Source organism: Streptomyces sp. NBC_01381, from assembly GCF_026340305.1.
GTDB lineage: Bacteria > Actinomycetota > Actinomycetes > Streptomycetales > Streptomycetaceae > Streptomyces.
This window is the reverse complement of record NZ_JAPEPI010000004.1, coordinates 1-24,138: the sequence shown is the minus strand read 5'-3', so window position 1 is coordinate 24,138 and position 24,138 is coordinate 1. Positions and strand designations below refer to the sequence as shown.

Below are 24,138 nucleotides of genomic sequence, written 5' to 3'. Positions count from 1 at the left end.
GCGGATGGGCGGCAAGGGCCCAGAGTTCTACGGGTCGTCAGCAGGCGTTGCCGAGGCCGACAAGGCTGGCGGCGTTCTTGCACAAAGCGACGGGCATCTGCTCCGGCACCTGGATGAGGGGGGCGCTGACGGTGCCGGGAGAGTTGAGAGGGCTGCCCGAGGCGCCAGCGCCTGGTTCGCCGTCGGCGGCGGCCGTGCTGGCCCCACCGATGACGGTGGCGGTGACGAGGGCGGCTGTGGCAAGGATCGTGCGCACACGCATGGGGTACCTCCTGGTGAGGGGACTGACCTTTCGAGTGCCAGGTCTCACCCTTCCCCCGCGCCGTTAAAGCGATCATGGACCGTATGCGGTATCTGAGCCGCTCGTTCGTGGGATCCGGGCAGCGTCTAGGAAGCGGCCTCGTAGCGGCCCGAGGCGTAGAGGATGTCGCTCGCGGCCCACGTGAAGGGCGCCACCGAGTCGAGGACCGGTGCAGCCGTTCCCTGGCTGGCGACGAACGTCTTCACGCATCCACCGTTGCCCGTGTTGTAGACGGCGGTGGCTCCGTAGTGGAGCCCGCTGCTGGCGTCGTATGCGTCGCCCTGGGCGATGCGCAGGTGCAGCTCGTGCTGGTTCCACTGTGGTGCGCCTGGTCCGCTGAGGGCGACGGTGATGCGGTCCAGGTCTATGACCACGTCGCGGGCCGTGGCGTGCGCCTCGATCCAGCTGCTCTTGCCTGCGGCCGGCGGGCCGGTGACGACGTACAGCACAGGCTGTCACCACTCCCGATCACTGGTCTGCCCGTCCCCTGTCTATGTGGTCCATGACCATCAGGATGGCGAGATGCCGCTGCTCCCAGAGATCGTCTTCCAAGCTGCGGCGGTCCTGAGCATGCGTGATGTCGTAGTCCCTGGCCGCCGGAAGCACGTTCCTGGGTGCCCGATGCCCCTGCCCACCGCCGCCCACCGACACGGAACAGCAGGCCGCCCAGGCTCTCGCCGGCATATCGACAGCAGAGGCAGCCATCGCCGCTGACGCACCGGGGAAACCGTCGGTGTCTTACACACTCTCCTGTGGCGTGTCGGAGGCGGGCGTTCTCGGGCGATGCCGACGGCGAGGGTGGACAGGACCGCCTCGTCCTCGGCGTCGAAGTGGGCACCGCCGTGCTTCTCGGTGAGGTAGAGGTTGCCGAAGATCTCCTCGCCGGCCTGCCGAGGAAGGAGTGCATCGGCGGGTGGGGGCCGGGAAGCCGTACGAGGCCGGGTGCTCGGACAGGCGCAGGTCGAGCAGCTCGTCGAGCAACTCCACGGTAGCCCCGGCCGGAGGGAAATTCCCGTTCAGCGAGGGGTGTCTGCCTCGGACGGAACTCCTGCGCGAACGTTCGGGCGCGGCAACGTCGCGCGCGGGCCATGACGTCCGTCGGGGCGGCCTGTCAGCGGAGGACTTCAGTACGGCAGGTGAAGCGCTTCTCCGGCGGACGCGCCGGGGCGGCGTCGTAACAGGCGCCGCGCAGTCCCACCGATGTCGCCCCACCCGGTGTGCCCCTACTGGCAGAGTTCACGCCACAGGCACGTCCGGCCGGACGATGGTCACCGGACACGGGGCGTGCAGCGCCACCTGCTGGCTCACCGAGCCGAGCAGGGCACGGCGGAAGCCGCCGCGACCGTGGCTGCCCACGACCAGCATGTCGGCTCCCTCGGACTCATCCACCAGGACCCCGGCCGGGTGGCCGTGCACCAGGCGTTCATGCACCAGGGAGGCGCCTTCCTCGCCGAGTACGGTTCGGACCTCCTCGACCAGACGCCGCTCGGCGTCTTCCTCATCGAACGTGGCGTCCACTGCCGGAGCCGACCACGACGCCTCACCGGGAATCTCCCACGCCGTGACCGCCACTACCCTCCCGGATACGAGTCCGGCATACCGGACTGCCCAGCGCAGTGCGGCTTGGGACGAGGGCGATCCGTCGACGCCCACTACGATTCGCGGAGCCTCATGCTGCGTGTCCATGCCCGTCACCCTTTCGACGCTCTACATCCAGCGTGTGCGAGACCGGTACACGCCGCCACGCGAGCTGTTCCCACGGGATGCTCTTCGTCGACCGGACCGTGGTGATGGTGACGTCCTTGATCCACAGGTCCTCAAGGTGCAGGACAGCGGGCTTGCCGTGCACGCCGATGTTGGCCACACGTCCGCCGGGCCGGACCCGTACGGGTGCACATCTCGAAGGCCTCAGGCACGCCGACTGCCTCGATGACCCCACGTTGGGAGGTGGACGGAGAGGGGCGCGAACGGCACGCGTACATACTCGGCCTGCGTACCGTCGATGGTGTGGCCCAGGACCCAACCGCCGCCCCCGCGACACCGGCCGTAGTGCGCCTCGCGGCAGAAGCGGCAGCTGCCCCAGGCGGAGATACAGGAGATCAGGACGCGGTCGCCAGGACGCCGGTGCGCACGTCACCGCCGGTCTCGACGACGGTGCCGACGGCCTCGTGGCCCAGAATCCGGCCGGGTGTCAATTCGAGGACGTCGCCCTTGATGATGTGCAGGTCGGTGCCGCAGATGGTGCCTTGGTCCCTCCGCCCCGCTTGGGCCTGTCGGTCTCGACCGGGGACCGGTCGGGACTCACCCGGCAGATCACACTCGTGCGACGGTGGAAGGTGGCATGCGTGCCTGAAGGAGAGCTGCCGCCATGTCCGAGTCAGCCCCGTTCCCCGCTCCCGCCCGTCCGGCCCTGCTGAGCTTCCTCGGCGGCGTGCGGACGGTCACCGGCAGCAAGTTCCTCGTCGAGAGCGACCACGCCCGGATCCTCGTCGACTGCGGGCTCTTCCAGGGAGTCGCGGACCTGCGCCGCCGCAACTGGCACAAGCTGCCGTGCGACGCCACCGACATCCACGCTGTCGTCGTCACCCACGCCCACCTGGACCACTGCGGCTACCTGCCACGCCTGGTCCGGCACGGCTTCCGCGGCCCCATCCTCGCCAGCGCCGACACAGCCCGCCTCGCCGAGATCGTGCTCCGTGACAGCGCTCGACTCCAGATGGAGGCCGCCGAGCACGCCAACCAGCACGGCTGGTCCAAGCACCGGCCCGCCAAGCCGCTCTACGACAAGGACGACGTCGACCACACAGTGAAGTTCTTCGATCCGGTCCCCGTCGGCAGCGAGGTCGAGATCATGGCCGGCACCCGGCTCACCCTGCACCACGCGGGCCACATCCTCGGCTCCGCCTGGGCGCACCTCACCCTGGAGGACGGCCACACCCTCGCTGTCAGCGGCGACCTGGGACGCCCCGGCCACCCGCGCCTTCTGCCCCCCGAGCCCTTCACCGGCGCCGACGTCCTGCTCATGGAATCCACGTACGGCAACCGCCGACATGACCACGAGAGCGCGCAGCGGGAATTCGCCGCCGTGATCACCCGCGCGCTGTCCCGTGGCGGCACCGTGGTCATCCCGGCCTTCGCGATAGACCGCACCGAGGTCGTCCTGCACGAACTCGCCGCTCTGCGCAGCGACGGCACCCTGCCCCGCCATGTGCCCGTATACGTCGACAGCCCCATGGCGCTGGCCGCACTCGACGTCTACCACGACGCCATACGCGCCCACTCCCCCGAACTACGGCCCGAGATCCTCGACCGGGGCGAGGCCGCGATCAGCCCGGAGCCTTTCCTGGCCGCCCGCACGGTCCAGGAGTCGATCGACATCAACAACACCACCGGGCCGACGATCATCGTCTCCTCCGCCGGCATGGCCACCGGCGGCCGCGTCCTGCACCACCTGCACCGGATCCTGCCCGACCCCCGCAACGCCGTCGTGATCGTCGGCTTCGCCGCTGCGGGGACCCGCGCGCGCGATCTGGTGGACGGCGCCCGCACGCTGAAGATGTTCGGCGAGTACCTCCCCGTACGCGCTGAGATCGCCGACGTCCCGCACTTCTCCGCGCACGCCGACGCCGACCAGATCATCGACTGGCTGCGCGCCGCCCCCGCCCCGCACACCACCTACCTCGTCCACGGCGAGGAGCCCGCCGCAGAGACCCTGCGGGACCGGATCCATCACCAGTTGGGGTGGACGGCCGTCGTACCCAAGTCCGGGGAGGCCGTCCTGGTCCGCTGACCTGGGCCGGACGGTCCCGCGGTATTCACCGCGCGACCCACCGAGGTCCGCCAGGACATCAAGGGCACCGAGTTCTGTCTCGGCTGAGGGGCCGCGAACGCGGCACCTTCGGGAGTCGACTGGTGCCGTGCGCCATCACGAGGGTCGCCGGCCCGCCTGAGGCGGCCTCGCCTGCGGGGGCGCGCCCCCGCAGGCAGGTCGAGCGAGGCCGGCACGGTGAGCTTGGCCTGCTCCCACGCCTCACCGGCCAGCGGCTTCGCCCGGGGATCGCCCCACTTACAGGAGTACTTCGCAAACGCCTCTCGCCGGCGCAGCATCCGGTGGAGCTGCTCCAGAATGCAGAACGTGTACGCCTTCCAGTCCGCCGTGCCCGGTTCCAGGTGCGGCGCCGCCAGGACCTTGACCAGGAGTTCGAGGAACGGCCGTCCAGTGCCGAACCCCGGCGCCGCTCCGACCGGCCGTCCAGGGTCGAGTCGCCGCGTCTGGGGCGACGTCAGCCGGCGCGGTGCGGAACGACGATGAGCGGGCACGGGGCGTGGTGCAGGAGGCCCTGGCTGACCGAGCCGAGCAACAGTCCGGGAAATCCGCCCAGGCCGCGGCTGCCCGCCACCAGGGCCAGTGCGTACTTCGCCGCCTCGGCGAGCACCTGCACGGGATGTCCTCGGATGGCCTCGTGCCGGAGTTCCACCTGCGGATACTTGTCCGGCCATCCTGCGGTGGACTCCGACAACGCCCGCCATGCCTCTCTCTCCGTCTCGTCTGCGGGGACTTGGCCGTGGATCGGAGGCTGCCACGCGGACACCGCGATCAGACGGGCCTCGCGGAACGCGGCCTCCTCGAAGGCGAAACGCACCGCCTCCGTCGACACGGCCGAGCCGTCGACGCCCACCACGAGGTGCGGCGGCACGTGGGTGACATGCTCGGGCTCCCGGACCACTACGACCGGGCAGGGCGCGTCCGCGACCAGCGGCAGGCCCACCGTCTCGCGGCTGAGCAGGTCCCGTACCACGCCCCGGTGCTGTGAACCGATCACCACCATGGAACTGCCCGGTACCCGCGCCCGCAGAACGGCCACGGGTGAGCCGCCTGCGAGTTCGGCTGCCACCCTGAGCCCCGGATGCCGCTGAACGGCGAAGTCCCGCGCCTCTTCAAGCACCGGGGCGTAAGCCGCACGGATCTCTGGGCCCCACGACGTCCACAACGAGGCCAACTCCGCAGAGCTGCCTGCCAGATCAGGCGCGTCGGCGGCGATCACCAAGTGCAGCGGCAGGCGTCGGCGCGCCGCCTCGTCCGCCGCCCACGCCAGGGCGAGCCTGGCGGACGGCGTAGCATCCAGCCCTACCACGACCGCACCGCGCTCAACTGACGTTTCCATGTCTGTTGCTCCTCCTCGCGCCCGGGGCGGCCCGGAGCTGGGAGGGAAAGCAGCGGGCCGAATGGCCTCGTCGGGAGCCGGGCACCTCCCGCTCCGGCACGTCCGCTTCCCATTCTCCCGGAAACGACGTCGCCCGCCCGGAAACGCGCACCGTCAGGGCTGGTGCTGGGCATCGTGGCGCGTACCGCAGCGCTCAGCGTCAAGACCGTCGGTCCCATGCCGCCGACGCGCCGGATGCCGTCCGAGGCAACCGGTCCCCCCGCACGCGAGCAGGTTGGTGTCTCCCTTCCAGGATCGGCGGTTCTGTCGAGGTCCGACGGGAGCTGACCCGGGCATGCCGGATCCGGTCGGCCCTGCACCAAGGGCCATTCGGCCCTGCGGTACGACGCCGGAGGCTGGACCACTATGGAGGCAGGGCCACCATTCCCGGAGGTACCCATGGATACAGATGCTTCGACCGGTACAGGTGCACCACTGCTGCTGGACGGCGCACTGCCGGAATTCCGGTTCGCCCGCCTGGAGAGCACGGCGATCGCGGCGCCGCCGGGCACGGTGTTCGACGCCGCGCGCGATCTGGACCTTCTCAGCGTCCATTCACCACTGTTCGACGCGGTGATGTGGATGCGCGCGATGCCGGACAGACTCCGGGACCGTACGCCGCCGCCCCTCCCGTCGATGCGCGTCGCCGATCTCTTCGACCTCGCGTCGAAGGGCGAGCAGCCCTGGATGGCGCTCGGCGAGACCCCCGGCCGCGAGCTGGTGTTCGGCGCTGTCGGCAAGGTGTGGAAGCCGTCGATCGAGTGGCGGTGGACAGAGCCGGTGGACTTCACGCCGTTCGACGAGCCGGGATGGGCCAAGATGGCCGCCGCCTTCGTCGTTCACCCTTACGGCTCACGGCGGACGCTGTTGACCTACGAGGCCCGCACCGTCTGCACCGACCCCGAGTCCACCGCACGGTTCCTGCGCTACTGGACGCTCGTCTCGGGCAGCGTCGGCATCGTGCTGCGCGCCACGCTGAAAGCGGTCAGGGATGCCGCCGAGCGTGAGTGTGGCTGACGCTGAGGCCGCCGAGCGGGCGGACATCCAGCAGGCGCTGACCGCACGTCACTCCGACAGGCCACTGGCTGCGCGCTGTCCCCATCACCGACGCTGAGGTACCGAGGTGCTGAGCCCCGGCTGACGGTTCCGCGCACCGCAGCGCCACCGCATTCCGTGCCTGAAGAGGCCCTCACGCACGGAGATCCCGCTTTGGAGGAGAGCAAGCACGACAGCCTACCGGCCGCATCAGGCGACAAGCCCTGATCCCGAGGCCGGCCACACCTCCTCCTAGTGCCGGTCCGCGCGGGCACGGACGAGGACGAAGCGCCGTCCCCCGCGCACGAGGGCGGCGTGGTGGTCGGGCTGGGCCTCCACGGTCCCTGTGACGGCCTTCTCAAGTTCGCCTTCGATGCCGCCGCTGCCCGCGCAGTGCCCCTGCCGGCCGTCCACGGTCGCAGCCTGCCGGTGCAGGCGTCCATGCCCTGGTGCGTGGACCCCGACGTCGCCGAAGAGATCGCGCAAGACGTGCGGGAGAAGCTGAACGAAACCCTGCGCCCGTGGCGCGACAAGTCCCCCGGCGTTCAGGTGATCGATGTGGTCCGGCTCGAAAGCCCCGCCCGGGCCGCCGCAGCGCCTCGCGGGCCGCCCACTCCGCGGCGGCCAGGCTTTCCGGGGGTCCGTCGACTCCGACGACGACAGGCGAAAGCATGCTGCACACCTCCAGCGCCCGGTGTGCTTCTCCCTGCCAGCGTCACGCCCCGGCGCCCTGGTACGCAGGGGCCGCAAGGCCCTTGCGCGGGACCGTCCGGCCCATGCGCACGGGCCGGTCCCGTAAGGCCGCGGCCTCCGTACGCCGATGCCGATACCGGAGGGCTCGCTGTAGGCCTGCGGGCGCGGACGACACGGGCCGCGGCAGACACGGTGCGTGCTGTGCCGCTCGCACACCGCTTCGTCCGGGGCGGGCTGTCTGTAGGTGTACGACTCAGCGCCCCACGCCGAGCAGCAGGTGGTGCAGTCGAGCGGTGAGCCGGTACCGGGCCTGGCAGCCTCCCTCCGCCTCACTCTCGCGCCCGTCACCGCGGACCTCGCCGCATTCGCCGTCGAGAAAGGGACTCCCGCACACGGTCTGCCTGGGCCTCAGCTGCTTCACCGGTCCTGGAGGTCCACGACAACGCCCGGCTGCGCATGGCCACCGTCGTTTTCGGCGGCGTACGGCGCGAAGGCTGCCTGGGCTGCACGTCCGGGACCGACATGGGTTCGTACGTCATCGTGCACGTCGGCTTCGCGATCACCGAGGTTGACGAGGCCGAGACGCGACGCATGCTGGAGGTGCTGCGGGCGATGGCGGGTTCCGTCGCGACGGAGCTCGGCGACCCACTGCCGTAAGGGGGGGCCGGACCCCCGGGGACCGTCCGACCCTATCCGGTACCCGTCCGGCCCATCGGATCACGGCCCGCCAAGCCGGACGCTGAAAGTGTGAACCGGCCGACGGAAGGGCGCGTGACGACCGCCATCCCCGCCTCGGGTGACCGGATGCCCGATGTGGTCACGGACGGGCTGCGCAGGTTGTGCGGAGGTGCACCGATCATGACGGAGACAGTGCTGGTCGCCTACGGGTCGACCAACGGCTCGACCGCGGAAATCGCGGAGCACATCGGCGAAGTCCTGACCAAGGAGGGGCTGACGGTGGACGTTCGGTCCGCGGCGACCGTCGTCGGCCTGGGGCCGTACGACGCGGTCGTGCTCGGCGGCGGACTGTACGCGGGCCGCTGGCATCGCGACGCCCGCCGCTTCGCCCGGCGCCATGGCAAGGCCCTGGCGCAGCGTCCGGTGTGGCTCTTCAGCAGCGGTCCGCTGGACCCCTCCGCGTCCGAGCGGGACATCCCGCCGACGCCCGGTGTCCGGCGCATCGCCGACCGGACCGACGCACGCGGTCACATCACCTTCGGCGGACGCCTGGAAGGCGACGTCAAGGGGCGCATGGCCCGGATGATCGTCAACTCCGGCAAGGGTGGCGACTTCCGCGACTTCGCGCAGATCGCCGCGTGGGCAGCGGAGGTGGCGCAGGACCTGTCGGTCCGTCCGCCAAGCCCCTGACACCGACGAGTTCGGCGGACCGAGGCGGGTGGCAGAGACCATGGCCACCTGCCGAAGGAAGGCGGCAGAGCGATGACGACAACAGCAACCACTCTGTGCATGCCCCACGGCCTGACGGTCGTCCGTACCTTGGGAGGCTGCGATGCCTGACTCTCCGCACACCGTGAGCGACGTGATGACCCACACGGTCATCGCCGTCGGACGTGACGCCCCCTTCAAGGAGATCGTGGAACTGTTCGACCAGTGGAAGGTGAGCGCACTGCCGGTCCTGGAGGGCGAGGGCCGGGTGATCGGAGTGGTCTCCGAGGCCGATCTGCTGGCCAAGGAAGAGCAGCGGGACACCGATGGCTCTGTGGGCGAACCGGTCGAGCGGGCCAAGGCAGATGCGGTGACAGCGGGCGAGCTGATGAGCGCTCCGGTAGTCACCGTGCACGCGGACGCCCCACTCGCCGAGGCGGCCCGCATCATGGCACGCCGCCGGGTCAAGCGACTGCCGGTCACCGACACCGTGGGCATCCTCCAGGGCGTGGTCAGCCGCAGCGACCTGCTCAAGGTGTTCCTGCGCCCGGACGAGGAGCTCGCCGCCGAGATCCGGCGCACGGTCGTCGACCAGGTGCCGACCGCCTCGGAGGTGACCGTCGTCGTGGCCGATGGAGTGGTGACGCTGGGCGGCACCCTCCACAACACGATCCTGGTGCCGGTGCTGGCGCGTGCCGCACGGGCGGTCGAGGGGGTCGTCGACATCCGTCTCGACCTGAATCGTCGGTGACCTGCCCCTGACGGTTGGCGCTCCCCCAGGCCTCTTCGCCGCCGCCGAGCTCGATGCGCCCTCGCGTGGCGGGCAGCGCCCGGTTGTCGTGACTGCCGCGCAGCATGACCGGGCCGTCCGCGCGGACGGCGACCGCGCGGGTCGCTGAGCCGAGCAACACCTCGACGAACCCGCTGCAGCCGCGCGACCCCGGCAACAGCGCTGCGGTCGTCGATGGGCTCGTTGACGGATACCGGCGGATCGCTTCTTCTCCGTGCCGGGGTGCGTCACCTGTGTGCGACGACGGCGACTGGGGCGGTCGCGTGGTGCAGGACCGCGTGTGTGATCGGGCCGATGTGCGCGCCGAGCGGGCTGCGGCGGATCCGGCGGCCCACCACGACCAGGGAGGCTTCACGCGAGGCATCCACAAGGCGGTTGGCGGGGTTGCTGTCGGCGTCGAAGCCGAGCACGACCGGGCGGAACGGGCCCACCACGGACGAGACGGCGACCGGGTCCACAGCGTGTTCGTCGGCAGCCTGCTCCCCGGCCCGTACAAGGACCACGGGGTCTAGGCGCGCGCGACGACGGCCAGCCCGACGGATCCGACCAGGAACCCGCCGATCCCGCTCAGTCCGCGCGAGCCGAGGACCAGCAGTTCGGCGTCCTTCGCCGTGTCCACCAGAACGTCGGCGGGCCGGCCGTTCAGCTGCACCGCGGTCACCGTGACCCCGGGGTGGCGCGGTTCGAGCCTCTCGGCGATCTCGCGCGGAACCCGCTCGCTCCAGTGCTGCTGTGCCTCGGTGCCGAGGAGCGGAGCCTGTGCCACGGGCTCCGGTACGGGCTCCCAGACGTGGACAACCTTCAGCGGCAGGCCGCGCAGCCGCGCCTCGCGGGCCGCCCACTCGGCGGCGGCCCGGCTCTCGGGCGAACCGTCGAGGCCGACGACGACGTTGCAGGACATGGTGTCCACCTCCTGAATCGGGGATCTACTTCCAGGGTCGTGACGGAAGTGACCACGGTGCAGGGGCCGCAAGGTCCCCGACCGGGCCCGACCGGCCCCATGTTGTCCCGCTACGGCATCGCGTTCGCCCCACGTCGAACAAGACCTACGCGACGACCTGGGCGCCCACGGCCTCCCCAGGTCCGCCGGCACGGACCAGATCTTCCCGACCCTGCCGACCGCGGTGGCCACCTACCGCCAGTGGGCCGAGTCCCGACCTGGATGGGTTCCGCTGTGCGGGAGCCACACAGCACGTAGAAATGCCGGGCCGAACGGTCCCGCAGGCGCCCCCGTCGGCCCCTGGCCCCGCTGCAACAGTGCGCGTTCCACTGGAAGTCAACAGCGTCGGATTGGGAGGCTCGGCCATGACACGAACAGCAACGGAGTCCACCGCGCCATGCCCGCCGGAGGACACCGTGCACGTCCTCGACGTGACCCACGTCGACGGGGACGTGTACGCCGTCGAGGTACGCGGCCACCGGCTGCTGGTCGACCAGCCCGAGGAGGCGGGCGGCACCGACACCGCCCCCACTCCTGTCGAGCTCTTCGCCGCGTCCCTGGCCACCTGCGTCGCCTTTTACGCGGGCCGCTACCTCCACCGCCACGGCCTTGACCGTGCCGGACTGCGGGTGCGTACGGAGTTCACCATGGCCGCCGACCGGCCGGCCCGCGTCACGTCGGTCCGCGTCATCCTCAGCGCGCCACCCGGCCTCCCCGAAAAGCGCCGTGCAGCCCTGCTCGCCATGGCCTCGCACTGCACCGTCCACAACACGCTGCACAGGCCACCCGAGATCGGCATCGAGCTGGAGCCTCAGGAACACCTGCGTTCCTGACGGTGGGCACGGCTGAGGGGCCCGGCGTGCACCTCGGTGGGGCCAGTTCAGCTCTGGACCGGCGATCGGGACGGGCGCAGGCTGAAGGAGGAGAGGGGCGAGGACGCGGCCCCGCCCGCACCGCCTCCGCACAGGAGTGATCACGATGGAAGCCAAGCAGTGGACCGTACAGATCTACATCACCGAGGAAGGCGACGAGACCCTCGCACGTGCCGTTCTGAACACGCGTGATACTTCGGCAGTCACCGGCAGGGGCGCGGCGAAGCGCAACCCGGTCGACCGTCCCATCCCCGAGATCGGCGACGAACTCGCCGCCAGTCGCGCCCTGGAGGACCTCGCCATCCGGCTGCACGACGTCGCCTCGGACGACATCGTCCAACTGGCCGGCCCCGTCGAGCGCTGACAGGTCCGGACTGACAACTCATCCCAGAAGGCGTGCCCACGGTAGGCCTCACCGTGCGGGCCGCGCGCCGGTACGCCGACGTCGAGGGTCAACTCCTCGGTAAATACGTCCGGCAGACGCGGTGGGCGGTCAGCCCCGTTGGGGCACGATCGCCACCGGGCACTCCGCGTGGTGCAGCAGGGTGTGTCCCACCCGGCCCAGCTGCAGGCCGTAGTGGGGGTGCCTGCGCTGGGCCCCGATGATCAGCAGGTCCGCAGCGGCGGAACGGTGCAGGAGTACCTTGCGGGCCGGTCCTTCGACCGTGGCACGGCGCACCTGGACACCCGGGTGGTCCGCGACGGCGTCCCGGAGCAGGGTGTCGAGCAGGGCGGACGCCCGCTCCTCGTGCTGATGCGCCGGTTCCCCGGCCAGAAGGGGGTGGTCGACGGTCTCGTGCGAGGGGCAGCGCCAGGCGCGTACGACGTCGAGGACGCACTTGCGTGCCTCTGCCTCGCGGAACGCGAACCGCACCGCCTCACCGCTCGTGGCCGTCTCGCCCGCGCCGAGCAGGATGCGTTCGTGCGTACCGGCAAGGCCGGCCTTGTCGCCCCGGACCACGATCACCGGGCAGTGCGCGCGCGCCGCCACCGCCAGGCCGACCGAGCCGAGCAGCAGGCCCTTCAGCTCACCGCGACCGCGTGAACCCGTCACCAGGGCGGAGGCATTGTTGCCCGCGGCCAGGAGGGCAGACTCCGCGTCCATGGGGACGATCTCGGTGGAGACGTTCACATCCGGGCTGCGCCGCCGGGCACGCTCCGCTGCGGCTCCGACGACATTCTCCGCCATGGCCTGCTCCGACGGGCGCTGCAGGCTGCCGGACGGCACCACACCTTCGATGCGTTCCCACACGGAGGCGAACACAAGCCGCAGCGGCACGCCGTGCCGGGCGGCCTCGTCCACCGCCCAGTCGACCGCCACCAGGCTCGATTCCGATCCGTCGACGCCCACAACCAAGGGCAGTTCCATGATCCCCACCGCCTTCCGTCGGGCTGCCGCACATCGTGCGGCAGAGGGATCCACGTTCAGCGTCGCACCCCGGGCAGGGCGGCAGGAAGGGCGGTTCGGCCCTGGCGGGGGACATTCGGCCCTGCCCGTCCGCACCGGGAAGCCGAGGCAGCTCAGCCATCGTGGGCCGCCCGGGGCTGACGGACGGCGGGTGAGGGCCGTTCGGCCCTGGAACCTGCCCGCTCAGCCCTTGGGCCGCCGGGTGCCCGCGGCGGCCGCTGGACTCGAAGCCCGGAGGGAGCTGCGTGATGACCGACATCCGACAAGCGTCGGTGCACGCCCTGTTGACGGATGGCACCACCGTTCGGATACGGGGGGGCGGGTCCCGACGACCGTGCCGAGGTACTGCGGCTGTACGAGGAGATGTCGCCGGAGAACCTGCGGCTGCGCTTCTTCGTTGCCAGCCGGGTCTCCGCCCGGCATGCCGCCGACCGCGCGGTCGGCACCCATCGCGCCGGCCACCGCACGCTGGTCGCCGAGCAGGACGGCCGTCTCGTGGGCCTGGCCGAGTACGAAGCCCCAGCCGGCACGACCACGGCAGAGATCTCGCTGGCCACCGCCGACGACCGGCACCACCTGGGCGTCGCCACTCTCCTCCTCGAACACCTCGCGGACGCCGCCCGCACCGCGGGCATCACCGCCTTCACCGCCGACGCCCTCGCCGAGAACCACGAGGTTCTGAAGGTCTTCCACGATCTCGGGCTCCGCATCACGCGCAGCTTCGACGGTCCCGAGGTGCACTGCACAGTCGAACTCACCGAGGACGAGGACTACTTGCGCGCCGTGGACGCCCGCGGCCGCCTCGCCGACGTCGCCAGCCTGCGGCCGCTGCTGCGGCCCAGCTGTGTCGCGGTGATCGGGGCGGGCCGCAGGCCGGGCTCCGTCGGTCGCGCGATCCTGCGGAACGTCTCCACGGGGTCCTTTACCGGGCGTGTGTTCGCCGTACACCCGATCGCATCGTCGATCTGCGGGGTGCCTGCCTATCCGTCCGTCACCGCGCTGCCGCAGGTGCCCGAGCTCGCGGTCGTCGCCGTCCCCGCGTCCCTGGTTCCACAGGTGGCCGAGGAATGCGGCACGGCGGGCGTGAGTGCCTTGCTCGTCATCTCCGCCCGGCTCGACGCCGACCAGACGGACGCCCTCAAGAGCGCGTGCCATCACTACGGGATGCGACTGGTCGGGCCCAACTGCCTGGGCTTGGCCAACACCGAGGACGGCATCCGCCTGGACGCGACCTTCGCCGCGCACCACCCGGGCGCCGGCACGGCCGGAGTCGCCGTGCAGTCCGGTGGGGTCGGCATCGCCCTGCTCGACGGTCTTGCCCGGCTAGGTATCGGCGTGTCCAGTTTCGTCTCGCTCGGCGACAAGTACGACGTGAGCGGCAACGACATGCTCCAGTGGTGGGAGGCCGACCGGCGGACCGGCCTGGCGCTGCTGCACCTTGAGTCCTTCGGCAACCCGCGCGCCTTCTCCCGCACCGCCCGGCGGGTGGCCCGCACCATGCCGGTGCTGACGGTGGACGCCGGGCGGTCCGAGGCCGGTCGGCGCGCCGCCGCCTCGCACACCGCGGCGGCCGCCACGCCGACCATGACCCGGCAGGCCCTCTTCACCCAGGCCGGCGTCACGGCCACCCGCACCATCGGTGAACTCCTCGACACCGCCGCCCTGTTGCACTGCCAGCCCCTGCCGACGGGAGCCAAGATCGCGGTCGTCAGCAACGCGGGCGGAGCGGGCGTACTCGCCGCCGACGCCTGTGTGGAGGCCGGGCTCAGTGTGCCGCCGCTGCCCGACGCACTGGTGGCCGATTTGCTCGCGCTGCTGCCCGACGGCGCTGCTGCGGCCAACCCCGTGGACGTGACCGCGGCGGTCGGCGAGGAAGAGCTGCGCGCCTGCGTCGACTGCCTGGCGCAGCACGGTGCGGTCGATGCCGTCCTGGTGGCCCTCGTCCCCACCGCGGTCGCCACTGCGACCGGCGACGACCTGGTCAGGGCCCTCACCCACGGCCCAGGCCCGCTGCCGCGGCCCGTCGTTGCGGTCCTGCCCGCCCAGGCAGCTCGGATCGAGCTGCTCCCGGCCCGCAACGACGGCGGCATCCCCGCCTACTCCGACGCCCAGGACGCCGCCCGCGCCTTGAGCCACGCGGCCCACCGCGCCCGCTGGCTCAGCCAACTTCCGGGTTCCGTACCGGTGTTGCAGAACGTGGAGACCGAACGGGCGAAGGAGCTCGTCGCCTCGTTCCTGGACGAGAACCCGGACGGCGGCTGGCTCGACCCGCACACGACCGCCGCTCTCCTCGGCTGCTACCGGATCCCACAGATCCCCTGGGCCTGGGCCGAGAACGAGAACGAAGCGGTCGCTGTCGCCGAGCGGCTGGCGGGCCCTGACGGACGCGTCGTGATGAAGGCCCACTGGCCAGGGCTGCTGCACAAGAGCCAGCAGCACGCCGTCCACCTCGACCTGCAGAACGCCGCCCAGGTCAGGGCCGCACATCGGGATCTGGTCACCCGCTTCGGCGACCATCTGGTCGGCGTGGTCATCCAGCCCCTGGCCGAGCGCGGCACCGAGCTGTTCGCCGGACTCGTGCAGGACGATGTCTTCGGCCCGCTCGTGCTCTTCGGGCTCGGCGGCACGGCGACCGAGCTCCTGGCCGACCACGCGGGGCGCCTGGCCCCGCTCACCGACCGCGATGTGCACGATCTGATCACGTCCCCGCGGTGCGCCCCGCTGCTCTTCGGCTACCGCGGCGGTCCCACGGCCGACCTCGAAGGCCTGGAGCAGCTGCTGCACCGGCTGTCCCGGATGGCCTGCGACCTGCCGCAGCTGGCGGAGGCGGACCTGAATCCGGTGCTGGCCGGGCCCCATGGCATCGCCGCGCTCGACGTCCGCGTACGGCTCATTCCACGCCTCGCCCACGACCCGTATCTGCGCCGCCTGCGCTGACCGGGTCCCGACCGCTCAGGAGGTCGGCCACGAAACCGACGAAGATCGGCGCCCCACGCCCGGCGGCGCCGACACGGTGGAGTGCCGGGCTGCCCGCGTCCGGGCAGTTGGGGACGCAACCGCCGTCGGCCTGGCGCTCAGGGTCTGTGGTTCAACGCTCCGCCGTCACATTCACAAGGGACCGTTGGGCACCCTCACGGACCCCCTCGGCCCACGCCCCGGCCGCCCGGTCGGAGCCATCGTGGGACAAGAGACCGTCCAGGGAGGTTGCCATGACTGAACTCGCCGCCGGCAACAGCATCGTGGTGGGCGTCGACGGGTCCGAGGCGTCCATGGCCGCGCTGCGCTGGGCGACCCGGCAGGCCCACGCACTGGACGCGGACGTGGTCGCCGTACACGCCTGGGAGCCTGCCGGACCCCGACTCGCGCCCTACGCCCCCACCTCGGCGTTTCCGACCGCCGCCGAGCAGCGCGACCGGGCCGCGCAACTGCTCGCCTCGACGCTGCGTGAGGTCTTCGGGCCACGGATCGATCACGTTGTACGCGCGATCCTGGTGGAGGGACCGCCCGCACGGGTGCTGGTGCAACAGGCGCGGGGTGCCCTGCTCCTCGCCCTCGGGCGCACGGCCCACGGACAGTACGGTCAGCCCGCGATCGGCGCGGTCGGCCGCGCTTGCCTGCGGAACGCGGCGATTCCTGTGGTGGCGGTGCCGGCCACGGACCGGTCCGCCACGCCCCTTGGGGTCGTCACTGCACCCCTCGGCGCCCGAGGCGGCGCCACGCAGCGTGCGGAGGGTGCGGAGGGTGGCAGCGGAGAGTGGGCCGTACGGCCCTCGGACAGGCCCGCGCGGCCTCTGTCCCCGTATCGCGCCGAGGCCGATGCTGTGCCCCAGAGAGTTCGGGCGCGCCGTGATCATTCGGCATCCACCACCCGCGAGGACGCCCGAAGGAGTCGAGGAACATCGAGGTGACGTCATGGACGTCCTGGTGGGATATGCGACCGCGCACGGCTCGACGCGCGGGATCGCCGAGCGACTGGCCGCCAAGCTGGGCGAGGCAGGACTGAAGGCCGAGGCGAGGGCCGTGGAGTCGGTGGACGACGCCGACGCGTACAGCGCGTTCGTCCTCGGCAGCGCCGTCCACGGGCAGACCTGGCTGGGTCCGGCGAAGGCCTTCGTACGCGACAACCTCGACGTACTGGGCCCCCGCCCCCTGTGGATTTTCAGCGTAGGAATACCAGGCGCACTGCGCGGCCCGTGGAAACGCATGGCGGACAAAGAGATCCCGGTGATCGTCGAGAGTCTGCCCGGTGACCTCGCATACCGGGAGCACCGGCTGTTCTCCGGCGTCGTCGCACGAGCCCAGCTGCCCGTCACCGGACGCATCCTGTTCCACCTGGCGGGCGGCCGCTTCGGCGACTACCGAGACTGGGACGCCATAGACGCCTGGGCCTCCAGCCTCGCCGCCGAGCTGGCTCGCCCATGACAACTGACGGTCAGGTCCAGCACGTCGCGGGCCTTGATCCGCCGGTCCATGATGCGGGTGCCGGGCCATTCCGCCGACGACCGCCTGCCGGGGCATCAGAGTGAGCGGGAGATCCCGAAACCGCCGCCGACGCGGGCATACAGACCGCTGTGACCGCGACGGTCCCTGTCTGTCCGTGGCCAGTTGGATGTCCCCACCCCATGGCCGCCTGATGGGGAGTCAGCTGGCCGCGGAGAATTTCACCTTCAGTGACGAAGGTCAGCTCTCACGGTGGCGCGACTCAGCCCGAGGAAGTTTGAGTTCTCGCCACCCTCGCCGGTGCAACTGCACCGGCGCCTGCAGGCACCCACCCTTGTAGTCCACGGCTCGACCGCCGAATAGGCGGGCGTTGGCCGAACCATCGCTGAGTGTTGAACGGCATGCGGATTCCACTTCGTGCCGTACCCATCAGCACGCAGCAGGGGATCGCACAGCTGTACACAGGAGGTCGCACGGTCGGTACCGGACCGCCACGTGGGCGGCCGCAGGATGCGCCGCGCTCACCCATCGGGATGCGCGGCCGGTCCCACAGGGCTGAGACAACCTCAGCACGTGGGAGGCTGCCGCCCCTGGCGGGAAGGGCCAGGACATGACGTGGTTCGTGACGTTCCTCGGTGCCGCCCTCGTGATGGCCATTCTCCGGGACATGTTTCACACGATCTGGCACCCGACCCGCCACGGCGGCCTGAGCGGGCTGGTGATGACGGGGATGTGGCGCTTGTCCTCGCGCCTGAGCACCCGGCGGCGCGCGGCCGGGCTCGCCGGCCCCTTGGGCATGGTCTGCGTCGTCTCGGTGTGGGCGCTGACCGTGGCCGTGGGGTGGGCTCTGGTCTACTGGCCGCACATGCCGGAGAGCTTCTCCTACTCCGCCGCCCTCGTCCCGGCCGAGCACGCGGGACCGGTGGACGCGCTGTACGTTTCCCTTGTCACGCTCGCCACCCTCGGCCTCGGGGACATCGCGCCGGCCGCGGGCTGGCTGCGCTTCGTCGGCCCGCTGGAGGCGCTCGTCGGCTTCGCCCTCCTGTCGGCGACCGTGGCATGGATCCTCGGCATCTACCCCGCTCTGGCCCGCCGCCGCACGCTCGCGCTGCGCCTGTCCCACGTGCGCGGCGGGGTGACCTCCCGGCAACTCGACTCGGACGGGGGCGCCACCTTGCTGGACAGCCTGGCCTCGGCCATCTCGGTCATCACGGTCGACTTCCTCCAGTACGCCGAGTCGTACTACTTCTACGACGGCGATGAGAACACCTCGCTGCCCCGGCAGATCGGTCACGCCGTCGGCCTCGCAGAGCTGGCAGTGAGCGCCCGCCATCCCGACGTCCGGCTTTCCGCCATCGTGCTGCGCAGGGCACTGGACGACCTGGCCGCCGTCCTGGACGAGCGTTTCCTGCGCACACGGGCGGCCACGGCCGACGTCTTCGCGTCGTACGCCTCCGATCACGGCGATCACAGGGGGTCCAGGCCCACCCTCCGGAGGGGGCCGGACGCACCCTCCTCAGGTGGCGAAGAGCGGCGTCCCTGACGGGGCCAACCACCCGCACTCGATCAATGGGCCATGTGAGGGACCGCCTCCGACGGGCCGCATATCCTCAGCCGGGCACCATGTCGGTGACGTTCCGTGTCCGGTGTGCTGGCGGTGGGGAACTTAACTGGCCGCCGGTGGGGGCCACCAGTGGCGAGTTGCTGGCCGTACGCGAGGAAACGATCTTGGCCGCTGTCACCTGTCCTCTGCCGTAGCCGTACCGACCGAGCAAGCGAGCATCGGGACCAGGCCAGGCGCACGGGTCAGCGTGGTAGCGGGTGCGGCGTTTGGGGCCGTTCGGCCCTGGCGCGATCGTGGTTGGCGTGCTGTGCTGGAGGTGGCGGGAAGGACCCGGCAAGACGCGGGGAAGCGGCCGGTGGCCGCGCACCGCGCAATCAGGGTCCGCGAGAAGCGGACAGAGCCCTTCCCGTCCCTATGATGCAGTGCTCGCGACCGCACCCGCGGCCGCCGTGACCTGGTGCCGGACGATCTCCTCCTCCACGCGCTCCGCCAGCGGTTCGACCATGGCCGCGACCGGCTCGGACAGTCCCTGACCGAGCGAGATGTCCGCGCTGTCGACGGCATACGCCACCAGATGCCCGGGCAGGCGCCCCAGTTCCCGTGCGAGCTCGACCGCCTCCCCCAGACCGTGGGGACTCATGACGCCCGGCCGCCACAGCTCGGCAGCGCCCAGCTCGAGCCGGTAGATGCGGCCGGGGCGACTCGGACGGGCGTGTGCGGACTCCAGGACGACGGCGAGTCCGGCGTCCTCCCACAGTCGGATCAGCCGTCCCGGATCAAGATCGCACTCCGAGAGCGCCGTGCCCGGGGGCAGCGGCCTGACGGCGGCGCGCTCCCGCAACCGGGAGAGCACCGCCCAACCCACGCCGTCGTCGTGCCGGGAGCGGTCGCCGACGGCGATGACCGCGATGCGTGTAGAGACAGTCATGGTTCCTCTCCCTCCACTGAGTGTGTCTTCAGACTGCGCGGAGGCGGTCACCGTGTCATGGGCCCTAAGGGCCCGAAGAGGGACTGTTCGGCCCCGCAACACCGAGCACAGGCACCGAGGGCAGCGCAAGAAACTGTCGAGCGGTGACCCTAAAGCCGACGGTCACCTGCCGGTCGTCGAAGGCCGCTGACACCGCGCACGCTGATCGGTGCCCGGCGCGGGCGGACATGCCGTCGGGGGAGCAACTACCAGGCATCTGCTGGCTGTTGCGCCCCCGGCGCCGATGTGCGCGGCCGGGCGAGCGGCCCGGCCGCGCATCTGTGGTGCGGCTCAGCGCGAATTCGCGCTCAGACGAGCCGCACCGGGATGGTCCTGGTGCCCGTCTTCGTCTCCGGGACCGGGACCGTGATGGTGAGGACACCGTCCTTGTACTCCGCCGTCGCCTCGTCGCCCTTGGCCCCGGCCGGCAGCCGGACGGCCCGGGTGAAGGTGCCGTAGCGGAATTCGGTGTGGTGCTTCTCCGTGGTCTCCTCCGTGCGCTCGGCGCGCAGGGTCAGGACACCTTCCGTGACGGTGATCTCGACGTCCTTGGCGGGGTCGATGCCCGGGAGCTCGGCCCGCAGCACGTACGCCTCACTTGTCAGGCGCTCCTCGACACGGATGCCGTGCGTCCCCGGAGCCGTGTGCGTCCCGGGGAATCCGGCCTCCATCCAGCCGAAGAGGTCGGGCAGCGTGGGCCAGCCGGGCAGTCGCTCGATCATGCCGCTCATGTCTCCCTCCTTCTCTGCTTGTTCACCTCCAGCGTCGTCCGCCGGGGCCTGGACGCGCGTGAGCCGACCGGTCCAGCGACGGAGCCGGTCGGACCCTGTCAGCCGAGCATCCGCTTCCTCCACTGCGGACCGACCCGCTCCCATTCGGCCGCCCACTCCGCCATGCGACGCTGGTCCAGCCATCGGCGACCCAGCCGTCCGCACACCAGCACCGTGCCCACGGCGCTCAGCGCGGCGAAGCCGCCGGTCACCGCCGACTGCGACCGCGCCTCCGCCTCGGTGGGAGGCGTGGAGACCAGCGCACCCGTCCGGTCGGTCCACACCGTGACCCGGCTGCCCGCCGCGGTGGGCGGTTCCACCCTCGCCCGGCCCGTGTGCGTCGCATCGCCGGTGGTCCAGCGCACCTTCGCCCACACCGTGTCCCCGCTTGCGCCGGAGTCCGCCGGGGGTGAGTCCTCAGTGGCCTCCTCGATCAGCGTGGCGGAGACGGGATGCAGCGCGGCACGTCGTGAGGCCAGCGTGTCTTCCATCGCCACGGCCGCCACCTGGCCCGCGAGCAGACCTCCGAGCAGAGCAAGAATCCAGGTCGCGAGTACGATCCAGGCTTCCACCGTGTCGCTGCGGCGCCGCAGGGGATTGCTCCGCCACCGCCAGAGGCGGACCTTCGTCAGCTTCGTACGACGTGTCTTCGCCATCGGTCGACACTCCTTCGCCACCGTCACGGGCCGTTCGGCAGCCGGCACGGGCCCGGTCGTGGTGCCCGTGCCGGTGCGTCACGCGGTGTCGCCGGCTCCCGAGACCTGGGGCGTTCCTCCGCCACCCGGAAGATCCGGGTCGAGGTCCGGGCGGCGGTGCGGGCCCATGAGCGCGCAGTTGACGTCCACCACGCCTTCGACGGCTCGCACCAGACGAGCGGCAACGGGCACGAGCATGGTGTCCCGGATGCGGCCGGTGAGCGTGACGACGCCGTCGCGCACGTCCACCCGGATCGCTTCGATGGGCGCGGGGAAGAGGTAGGCGACGATCTGACGGCGGACCTCCTCCGCGATGTCCTCGTCGTCGCGCAGGAACACCTTGAGCAGGTCGGCGCGGCTGACGATGCCGTGCAGGACGCCCTCGTCGTCAACGACGGGCAGCCGCTTGATCTTGGCGCGTGCCATCGTTCGCGCAGCCTGCGCGAGGGTGTCGTTCGCGTGGACGGTGACGGCCGGGGCAGTCATCAGTTCATCCGCGGTCAGCGCACCGGCCTTGGCCAGATCGGACAGGCGCCGCAACTGGGTGTGCCGGTCCGGGTCGCTGTCGCGGAACTCCTCCTTGGGCAGCAGGTCGGCCTCGGAGACGATGCCGACGACCCGGTTCCCTTCCTCCAGTACGGGCAGGGCGCTGACCTTCCACTGCTGCATGGTCTTCACAATGTCCTTGAACGTCGCCCCACGGCCGAGGGTGACGACGGTGCCGGTCATGACATCGCTCACGATGTGCGGAGTGCCGTGCATGGTGTCCTCCGGTTGTGCTCTGCTGCGAAGACGGACGGGCGAGGATCTTCACCCGCGGGTTCCGCTGCCGTAGGGGGCGTACAGGTCGAGCAGGGGGGGTGCGGGCGGCGTCGAGTCGGTGGGCGAGCACCCGGCCGACCCAGAGAGCGACGGCGCTGCCCATGCCGGGATCGTCCCGGCACATCTGCCGTACGCTCTCGGCGTCGAACTCCCAGGCACCCACCGGACTCACCGCCTGCGCACCCAGTTGCCACGCGTGGGGCGGAAACAGCCAGGACCAGCCGACGAGGTCGCCGAAGCTCAGCGTCGCGATCACCGCCGAGCGGCGACCGGGCACCCGCATGTCGAGGGCGACCGTGCCGGAGCGGACGACCCAGAAATGATCGGCGCGGCCGCCCTCGTTGAACAGGCGGATGCCCCCCGGGGAGGCTCACGTGGCGTGCGATACCCATCAGCCGCCCCCGGTACTTGGCGGGAAGCGTCCCGGTCGTGTGGGGCGTTGTCACGATGGTCATGGCTGCGTCTCCTCGTGCGCCGGCCGGCACGGCCGTTGCCGCTGGTGTACGACGCTGCTTTCAGCGTCGGTCAAGGACTGGCGGAAGACATGGGCCGAGTGGCCCTGACCCGGGTCCCTATGGGCTCTCATGAGGAATGGCAGGCCCGGTGAGCCGTCCCCCGCCCGCGGGGCCGCGCTGGGGGTCTTTCAGGACCCCGTGGTGGAGCGGCCGCCCTGACCCGCCACCCCACCCCCGCGCCGGTCCTCTCCTGAGCAGCGGAAATGGGCCGTTCGGCCCCGGAGGATGGCCCCGTAGCCCCTGCTCCCTCCGGCCCCTCCACGACGATCCTGTTACTACAGGGTCCGCTGGAGAGCGTGTGGGCCCGGATCCGGGGAGGTGTTGAGCCATGCTGCGCCCCGTAGTCGTGGGACTTGATGGTTCGCGTGAGAGCCTCGCCGCCGCCGACTGGGCGGCGCGGGAGGCGCTGAGGCGCGGTCTGCCGCTGCGCCTGGTGCACGCCTGGGAGGGCGGTTGGGCGCCCGCCGAGTCAGCGCTGCCCGAGCTGGATGCTCCGCGCCATTGGGCGCGGCGCATCCTGCGCGGTGCCATTGGGCGCCTCAACGAACGGTATCCACAGCTGAATCTGAGTGCCGAGCAGATCTCCCGGCCCGCGGCCGACGCCCTGGTCGAGGCGGGCGACGAGTCCGAGCTGCTGGTCCTGGGCAGCCGGGCGTTCAGCGGCTTCGGCGGGTTCATGGCCGGTTCGGTGGCGCTGGCGGCTGTGGCCCATATGACGCGGCCCGTCGTGCTCGTACGGGCCGGCGAGAGCCTCGAGGACGAGCACATGCCGGACACAGAGGGCCGGAAGTCGGCGCACACCCCGTACCGCGACATCGTGGTCGGCATCGACCCGGTGGGACCGTGCGAGGCGTTGCTCGCGTTCGCCTTCGAAGCCGCGACGCTGCGTGCCGCTCCGCTGCGGGTGGTGTACGCGTGGCGGTTGCCGTACGTACCGAACGCTCTGGAGGCCAAGGCACGCAAGGAGCTGCGTGTGGCCGCGGAGCGGAGGCTGGCCACCGCGATCGCGCCGTGGCGGGAGAAGTACCCCGCGGTGGAGGTCCGTGAGCTGGTCGAGGAGGGTCGTCCGGCACAGCAGCTCCTGGATGCCACGGGGGACGCCGGTCTGCTCGCCGTCGGCCGCAGGACGCGCCCTGCCAGGATCGGCGCGCACACCGGTCCAGTCGCGCACGCGGTGATGCACAACGTCCGTTGCCCGGTCGCGATCGTGCCGCACGAGTGAATCCCGGTCGGGTGAGTCCGCAAGCCGGCCGTCCGGCCCGATCACGCCCAGAGCGGCGTACTCGGCGTCCACCTCCACGATGCCCCGCGAAGGCAACGGTGCGGGGGCATGCCGAGGTGCCGCAGCCGAAGTTCTCCGTCGTCCGCCAACGCTGCGGGAGACGGGTGGCGACGTATTCGGCGAGGTCGAGGAGGCGGATCGTGTAGCCCCAAGACGCACGTAGCGGGATCGCCCACGATGTCCCCGGAGACGATCAGGACGTCCGACACCCGCAGAACACCCTTCATCGGCCCGTCGGCGGCTTCCCGGAACGCGGCGTTGATCTCGTCCGTGGTCACCGACCGGTCCAGGACCACGCTGAGGTCGGTCAGCGAACCGTCCTCGATGGGGACGCGTACAGCGATGCCGTCCATGATGCCCGCCAGTTCCGGCAGGACGAGACCCACCGTTGGTGCCAGCCGTGGATGGTGGTCATCAGCCCCTTGCCGAGGCCGAAGTGCTCGTGAGGACCTTC

At 71.1% G+C, this 24,138-nt stretch carries 21 protein-coding genes and 8 pseudogenes; 12 read left to right on the top strand and 17 right to left on the bottom strand.

All coding sequences use genetic code 11. The features are described 5' to 3' along the window. Positions 1 to 37 precede the first annotated feature (37 nt). The 5 genes and pseudogenes from OG453_RS41360 to OG453_RS41340 all read right to left on the bottom strand — a co-directional run. Positions 38 to 262: a chaplin gene (locus OG453_RS41360; RefSeq protein WP_266873935.1), complete on the bottom strand. Its 225-nt coding sequence runs from the start codon at positions 260 to 262 to the stop codon at positions 38 to 40. Positions 263 to 387: 125 nt separating this feature from the next. After that, on the bottom strand, positions 388 to 750 hold the full coding sequence (locus OG453_RS41355) for a hypothetical protein (protein WP_266873933.1): 363 nt from the start codon (positions 748 to 750) through the stop codon (positions 388 to 390). A 330-nt stretch (positions 751 to 1,080) separates the two neighbouring features. Beyond that, a pseudogene (locus tag OG453_RS41350) lies at positions 1,081 to 1,255 on the bottom strand (histidine kinase); the annotation flags it as partial. Positions 1,256 to 1,537: 282 nt separating this feature from the next. Next, entirely contained in the window at positions 1,538 to 1,987 is a 450-nt protein-coding gene (locus OG453_RS41345) for a universal stress protein (protein ID WP_266873932.1), read from the bottom strand. A gap of 97 nt (positions 1,988 to 2,084) precedes the next feature. Continuing rightward, positions 2,085 to 2,544, bottom strand: a pseudogene (locus tag OG453_RS41340) (alcohol dehydrogenase catalytic domain-containing protein); the annotation flags it as partial. Between the two features lie 125 nt (positions 2,545 to 2,669). Between OG453_RS41340 and OG453_RS41335 the strand changes: the two are divergent. After that, positions 2,670 to 4,091 carry an MBL fold metallo-hydrolase RNA specificity domain-containing protein gene (locus OG453_RS41335; RefSeq protein ID WP_266873931.1) on the top strand — a complete coding sequence of 474 codons (1,422 nt, stop codon included), beginning with the start codon at positions 2,670 to 2,672 and terminating at the stop codon, positions 4,089 to 4,091. 191 nt (positions 4,092 to 4,282) lie between these two features. Here the strand turns inward: OG453_RS41335 and OG453_RS45455 are convergent. Together OG453_RS45455 and OG453_RS41330 are read right to left on the bottom strand one after the other, a co-directional pair. Continuing rightward, positions 4,283 to 4,489: pseudogene (locus OG453_RS45455) on the bottom strand (hypothetical protein); the annotation flags it as partial. Positions 4,490 to 4,584: 95 nt separating this feature from the next. Next, on the bottom strand, positions 4,585 to 5,466 hold the full coding sequence (locus OG453_RS41330; RefSeq protein ID WP_266873930.1) for a universal stress protein: 882 nt from the start codon (positions 5,464 to 5,466) through the stop codon (positions 4,585 to 4,587). Between the two features lie 438 nt (positions 5,467 to 5,904). Here OG453_RS41330 and OG453_RS41325 point away from each other — a divergent pair, with 438 nt between their 5' ends. Further along, entirely contained in the window at positions 5,905 to 6,522 is a 618-nt protein-coding gene (locus OG453_RS41325; RefSeq protein ID WP_266873929.1) for a hypothetical protein, read from the top strand. Between the two features lie 270 nt (positions 6,523 to 6,792). On the opposite strand, the gene OG453_RS41320 is transcribed toward OG453_RS41325, so the two are convergent. Beyond that, entirely contained in the window at positions 6,793 to 6,954 is a 162-nt protein-coding gene (locus OG453_RS41320; RefSeq protein ID WP_266874373.1) for a hypothetical protein, read from the bottom strand. Between the two features lie 172 nt (positions 6,955 to 7,126). Next, a pseudogene (locus OG453_RS41315) lies at positions 7,127 to 7,213 on the bottom strand (universal stress protein); the annotation flags it as partial. 383 nt (positions 7,214 to 7,596) lie between these two features. On the opposite strand from OG453_RS41315, the gene OG453_RS41310 reads away from it, so the two are divergent. The 3 genes from OG453_RS41310 to OG453_RS41300 all read left to right on the top strand — a co-directional run bounded on the left by OG453_RS41310 (position 7,597) and on the right by OG453_RS41300 (position 9,370). Continuing rightward, a complete protein-coding gene (locus OG453_RS41310) occupies positions 7,597 to 7,890 on the top strand; it encodes a HypC/HybG/HupF family hydrogenase formation chaperone (RefSeq protein ID WP_266874355.1) in 294 nt (97 codons plus the stop codon). Between the two features lie 201 nt (positions 7,891 to 8,091). After that, on the top strand, positions 8,092 to 8,601 hold the full coding sequence (locus tag OG453_RS41305; protein WP_266873928.1) for a flavodoxin domain-containing protein: 510 nt from the start codon (positions 8,092 to 8,094) through the stop codon (positions 8,599 to 8,601). 142 nt (positions 8,602 to 8,743) lie between these two features. Then, complete coding sequence (locus OG453_RS41300; RefSeq protein WP_266873927.1) at positions 8,744 to 9,370, top strand: CBS domain-containing protein; 627 nt, start codon at positions 8,744 to 8,746, stop codon at positions 9,368 to 9,370. A 266-nt stretch (positions 9,371 to 9,636) separates the two neighbouring features. Here OG453_RS41300 and OG453_RS41295 read toward each other — a convergent pair. Then, positions 9,637 to 10,310: pseudogene (locus tag OG453_RS41295) on the bottom strand (universal stress protein). Between the two features lie 404 nt (positions 10,311 to 10,714). Between OG453_RS41295 and OG453_RS41290 the strand changes: the two are divergent. After that, complete coding sequence (locus OG453_RS41290; RefSeq protein WP_266873926.1) at positions 10,715 to 11,182, top strand: OsmC family protein; 468 nt, start codon at positions 10,715 to 10,717, stop codon at positions 11,180 to 11,182. A 145-nt stretch (positions 11,183 to 11,327) separates the two neighbouring features. After that, positions 11,328 to 11,585: a DUF1876 domain-containing protein gene (locus OG453_RS41285; RefSeq protein ID WP_266873925.1), complete on the top strand. Its 258-nt coding sequence runs from the start codon at positions 11,328 to 11,330 to the stop codon at positions 11,583 to 11,585. A gap of 129 nt (positions 11,586 to 11,714) precedes the next feature. Here the strand turns inward: OG453_RS41285 and OG453_RS41280 are convergent, their stop codons facing one another. Next, positions 11,715 to 12,590 (bottom strand): universal stress protein, encoded by an 876-nt coding sequence (locus OG453_RS41280; RefSeq protein ID WP_266873924.1) that lies wholly within the window; start codon positions 12,588 to 12,590, stop codon positions 11,715 to 11,717. A 287-nt stretch (positions 12,591 to 12,877) separates the two neighbouring features. On the opposite strand from OG453_RS41280, the pseudogene OG453_RS41275 reads away from it, so the two are divergent. The 4 genes and pseudogenes from OG453_RS41275 (at position 12,878) to OG453_RS41260 (ending at position 18,612) form a co-directional block, all read left to right on the top strand. Then, positions 12,878 to 15,566, top strand: a pseudogene (locus OG453_RS41275) (GNAT family N-acetyltransferase). Between the two features lie 272 nt (positions 15,567 to 15,838). After that, on the top strand, positions 15,839 to 16,537 hold the full coding sequence (locus OG453_RS41270; protein WP_266873923.1) for a universal stress protein: 699 nt from the start codon (positions 15,839 to 15,841) through the stop codon (positions 16,535 to 16,537). Positions 16,538 to 16,541: 4 nt separating this feature from the next. After that, entirely contained in the window at positions 16,542 to 17,051 is a 510-nt protein-coding gene (locus OG453_RS41265) for a flavodoxin domain-containing protein (protein WP_266873922.1), read from the top strand. Positions 17,052 to 17,679: 628 nt separating this feature from the next. Then, on the top strand, positions 17,680 to 18,612 hold the full coding sequence (locus OG453_RS41260) for a potassium channel family protein (RefSeq protein ID WP_266873921.1): 933 nt from the start codon (positions 17,680 to 17,682) through the stop codon (positions 18,610 to 18,612). Between the two features lie 433 nt (positions 18,613 to 19,045). On the opposite strand, the gene OG453_RS41255 is transcribed toward OG453_RS41260, so the two are convergent. The 5 genes and pseudogenes from OG453_RS41255 to OG453_RS45270 all read right to left on the bottom strand — a co-directional run. Continuing rightward, positions 19,046 to 19,561 (bottom strand): hydrogenase maturation protease, encoded by a 516-nt coding sequence (locus OG453_RS41255; RefSeq protein WP_266873920.1) that lies wholly within the window; start codon positions 19,559 to 19,561, stop codon positions 19,046 to 19,048. A gap of 347 nt (positions 19,562 to 19,908) precedes the next feature. Then, positions 19,909 to 20,331 (bottom strand): Hsp20/alpha crystallin family protein, encoded by a 423-nt coding sequence (locus OG453_RS41250; protein ID WP_266873918.1) that lies wholly within the window; start codon positions 20,329 to 20,331, stop codon positions 19,909 to 19,911. Between the two features lie 98 nt (positions 20,332 to 20,429). Continuing rightward, positions 20,430 to 21,026 carry a hypothetical protein gene (locus OG453_RS41245; protein ID WP_266873917.1) on the bottom strand — a complete coding sequence of 199 codons (597 nt, stop codon included), beginning with the start codon at positions 21,024 to 21,026 and terminating at the stop codon, positions 20,430 to 20,432. A gap of 78 nt (positions 21,027 to 21,104) precedes the next feature. Further along, positions 21,105 to 21,827: a CBS domain-containing protein gene (locus OG453_RS41240; protein ID WP_266873916.1), complete on the bottom strand. Its 723-nt coding sequence runs from the start codon at positions 21,825 to 21,827 to the stop codon at positions 21,105 to 21,107. Between the two features lie 232 nt (positions 21,828 to 22,059). Then, positions 22,060 to 22,236, bottom strand: a pseudogene (locus tag OG453_RS45270) (cyclic nucleotide-binding domain-containing protein); the annotation flags it as partial. 494 nt (positions 22,237 to 22,730) lie between these two features. On the opposite strand from OG453_RS45270, the gene OG453_RS41230 reads away from it, so the two are divergent. Further along, positions 22,731 to 23,624, top strand: a complete 894-nt coding sequence (locus tag OG453_RS41230) for a universal stress protein (protein WP_266873915.1) — start codon at positions 22,731 to 22,733, stop codon at positions 23,622 to 23,624. A 157-nt stretch (positions 23,625 to 23,781) separates the two neighbouring features. Here the strand turns inward: OG453_RS41230 and OG453_RS41225 are convergent. Beyond that, a pseudogene (locus OG453_RS41225) lies at positions 23,782 to 24,138 on the bottom strand (type I glyceraldehyde-3-phosphate dehydrogenase); the annotation flags it as partial.

What these genes read in the sequence shown, in the direction of transcription:
- OG453_RS41335 (WP_266873931.1), top strand. Translation starts at nt 2,670, where the DNA reads ATGTCCGAGTCAGCCCCGTTCCCCGCTCCCGCCCGTCCGGCCCTGCTG.
- OG453_RS41290 (WP_266873926.1), top strand. Translation starts at nt 10,715, where the DNA reads ATGACACGAACAGCAACGGAGTCCACCGCGCCATGCCCGCCGGAGGAC.
- OG453_RS41250 (WP_266873918.1), bottom strand. Translation starts at nt 20,331, where the DNA reads ATGAGCGGCATGATCGAGCGACTGCCCGGCTGGCCCACGCTGCCCGAC.
- OG453_RS41240 (WP_266873916.1), bottom strand. Translation starts at nt 21,827, where the DNA reads ATGCACGGCACTCCGCACATCGTGAGCGATGTCATGACCGGCACCGTC.
- OG453_RS41255 (WP_266873920.1), bottom strand. Translation starts at nt 19,561, where the DNA reads ATGACTGTCTCTACACGCATCGCGGTCATCGCCGTCGGCGACCGCTCC.
- OG453_RS41325 (WP_266873929.1), top strand. Translation starts at nt 5,905, where the DNA reads ATGGATACAGATGCTTCGACCGGTACAGGTGCACCACTGCTGCTGGAC.
- OG453_RS41285 (WP_266873925.1), top strand. Translation starts at nt 11,328, where the DNA reads ATGGAAGCCAAGCAGTGGACCGTACAGATCTACATCACCGAGGAAGGC.
- OG453_RS41360 (WP_266873935.1), bottom strand. Translation starts at nt 262, where the DNA reads ATGCGTGTGCGCACGATCCTTGCCACAGCCGCCCTCGTCACCGCCACC.
- OG453_RS41300 (WP_266873927.1), top strand. Translation starts at nt 8,744, where the DNA reads ATGCCTGACTCTCCGCACACCGTGAGCGACGTGATGACCCACACGGTC.
- OG453_RS41230 (WP_266873915.1), top strand. Translation starts at nt 22,731, where the DNA reads ATGCTGCGCCCCGTAGTCGTGGGACTTGATGGTTCGCGTGAGAGCCTC.
- OG453_RS41330 (WP_266873930.1), bottom strand. Translation starts at nt 5,466, where the DNA reads ATGGAAACGTCAGTTGAGCGCGGTGCGGTCGTGGTAGGGCTGGATGCT.
- OG453_RS41305 (WP_266873928.1), top strand. Translation starts at nt 8,092, where the DNA reads ATGACGGAGACAGTGCTGGTCGCCTACGGGTCGACCAACGGCTCGACC.
- OG453_RS41260 (WP_266873921.1), top strand. Translation starts at nt 17,680, where the DNA reads ATGACGTGGTTCGTGACGTTCCTCGGTGCCGCCCTCGTGATGGCCATT.
- OG453_RS41280 (WP_266873924.1), bottom strand. Translation starts at nt 12,590, where the DNA reads ATGGAACTGCCCTTGGTTGTGGGCGTCGACGGATCGGAATCGAGCCTG.
- OG453_RS41345 (WP_266873932.1), bottom strand. Translation starts at nt 1,987, where the DNA reads ATGGACACGCAGCATGAGGCTCCGCGAATCGTAGTGGGCGTCGACGGA.
- OG453_RS41270 (WP_266873923.1), top strand. Translation starts at nt 15,839, where the DNA reads ATGACTGAACTCGCCGCCGGCAACAGCATCGTGGTGGGCGTCGACGGG.
- OG453_RS41265 (WP_266873922.1), top strand. Translation starts at nt 16,542, where the DNA reads ATGGACGTCCTGGTGGGATATGCGACCGCGCACGGCTCGACGCGCGGG.
- OG453_RS41245 (WP_266873917.1), bottom strand. Translation starts at nt 21,026, where the DNA reads ATGGCGAAGACACGTCGTACGAAGCTGACGAAGGTCCGCCTCTGGCGG.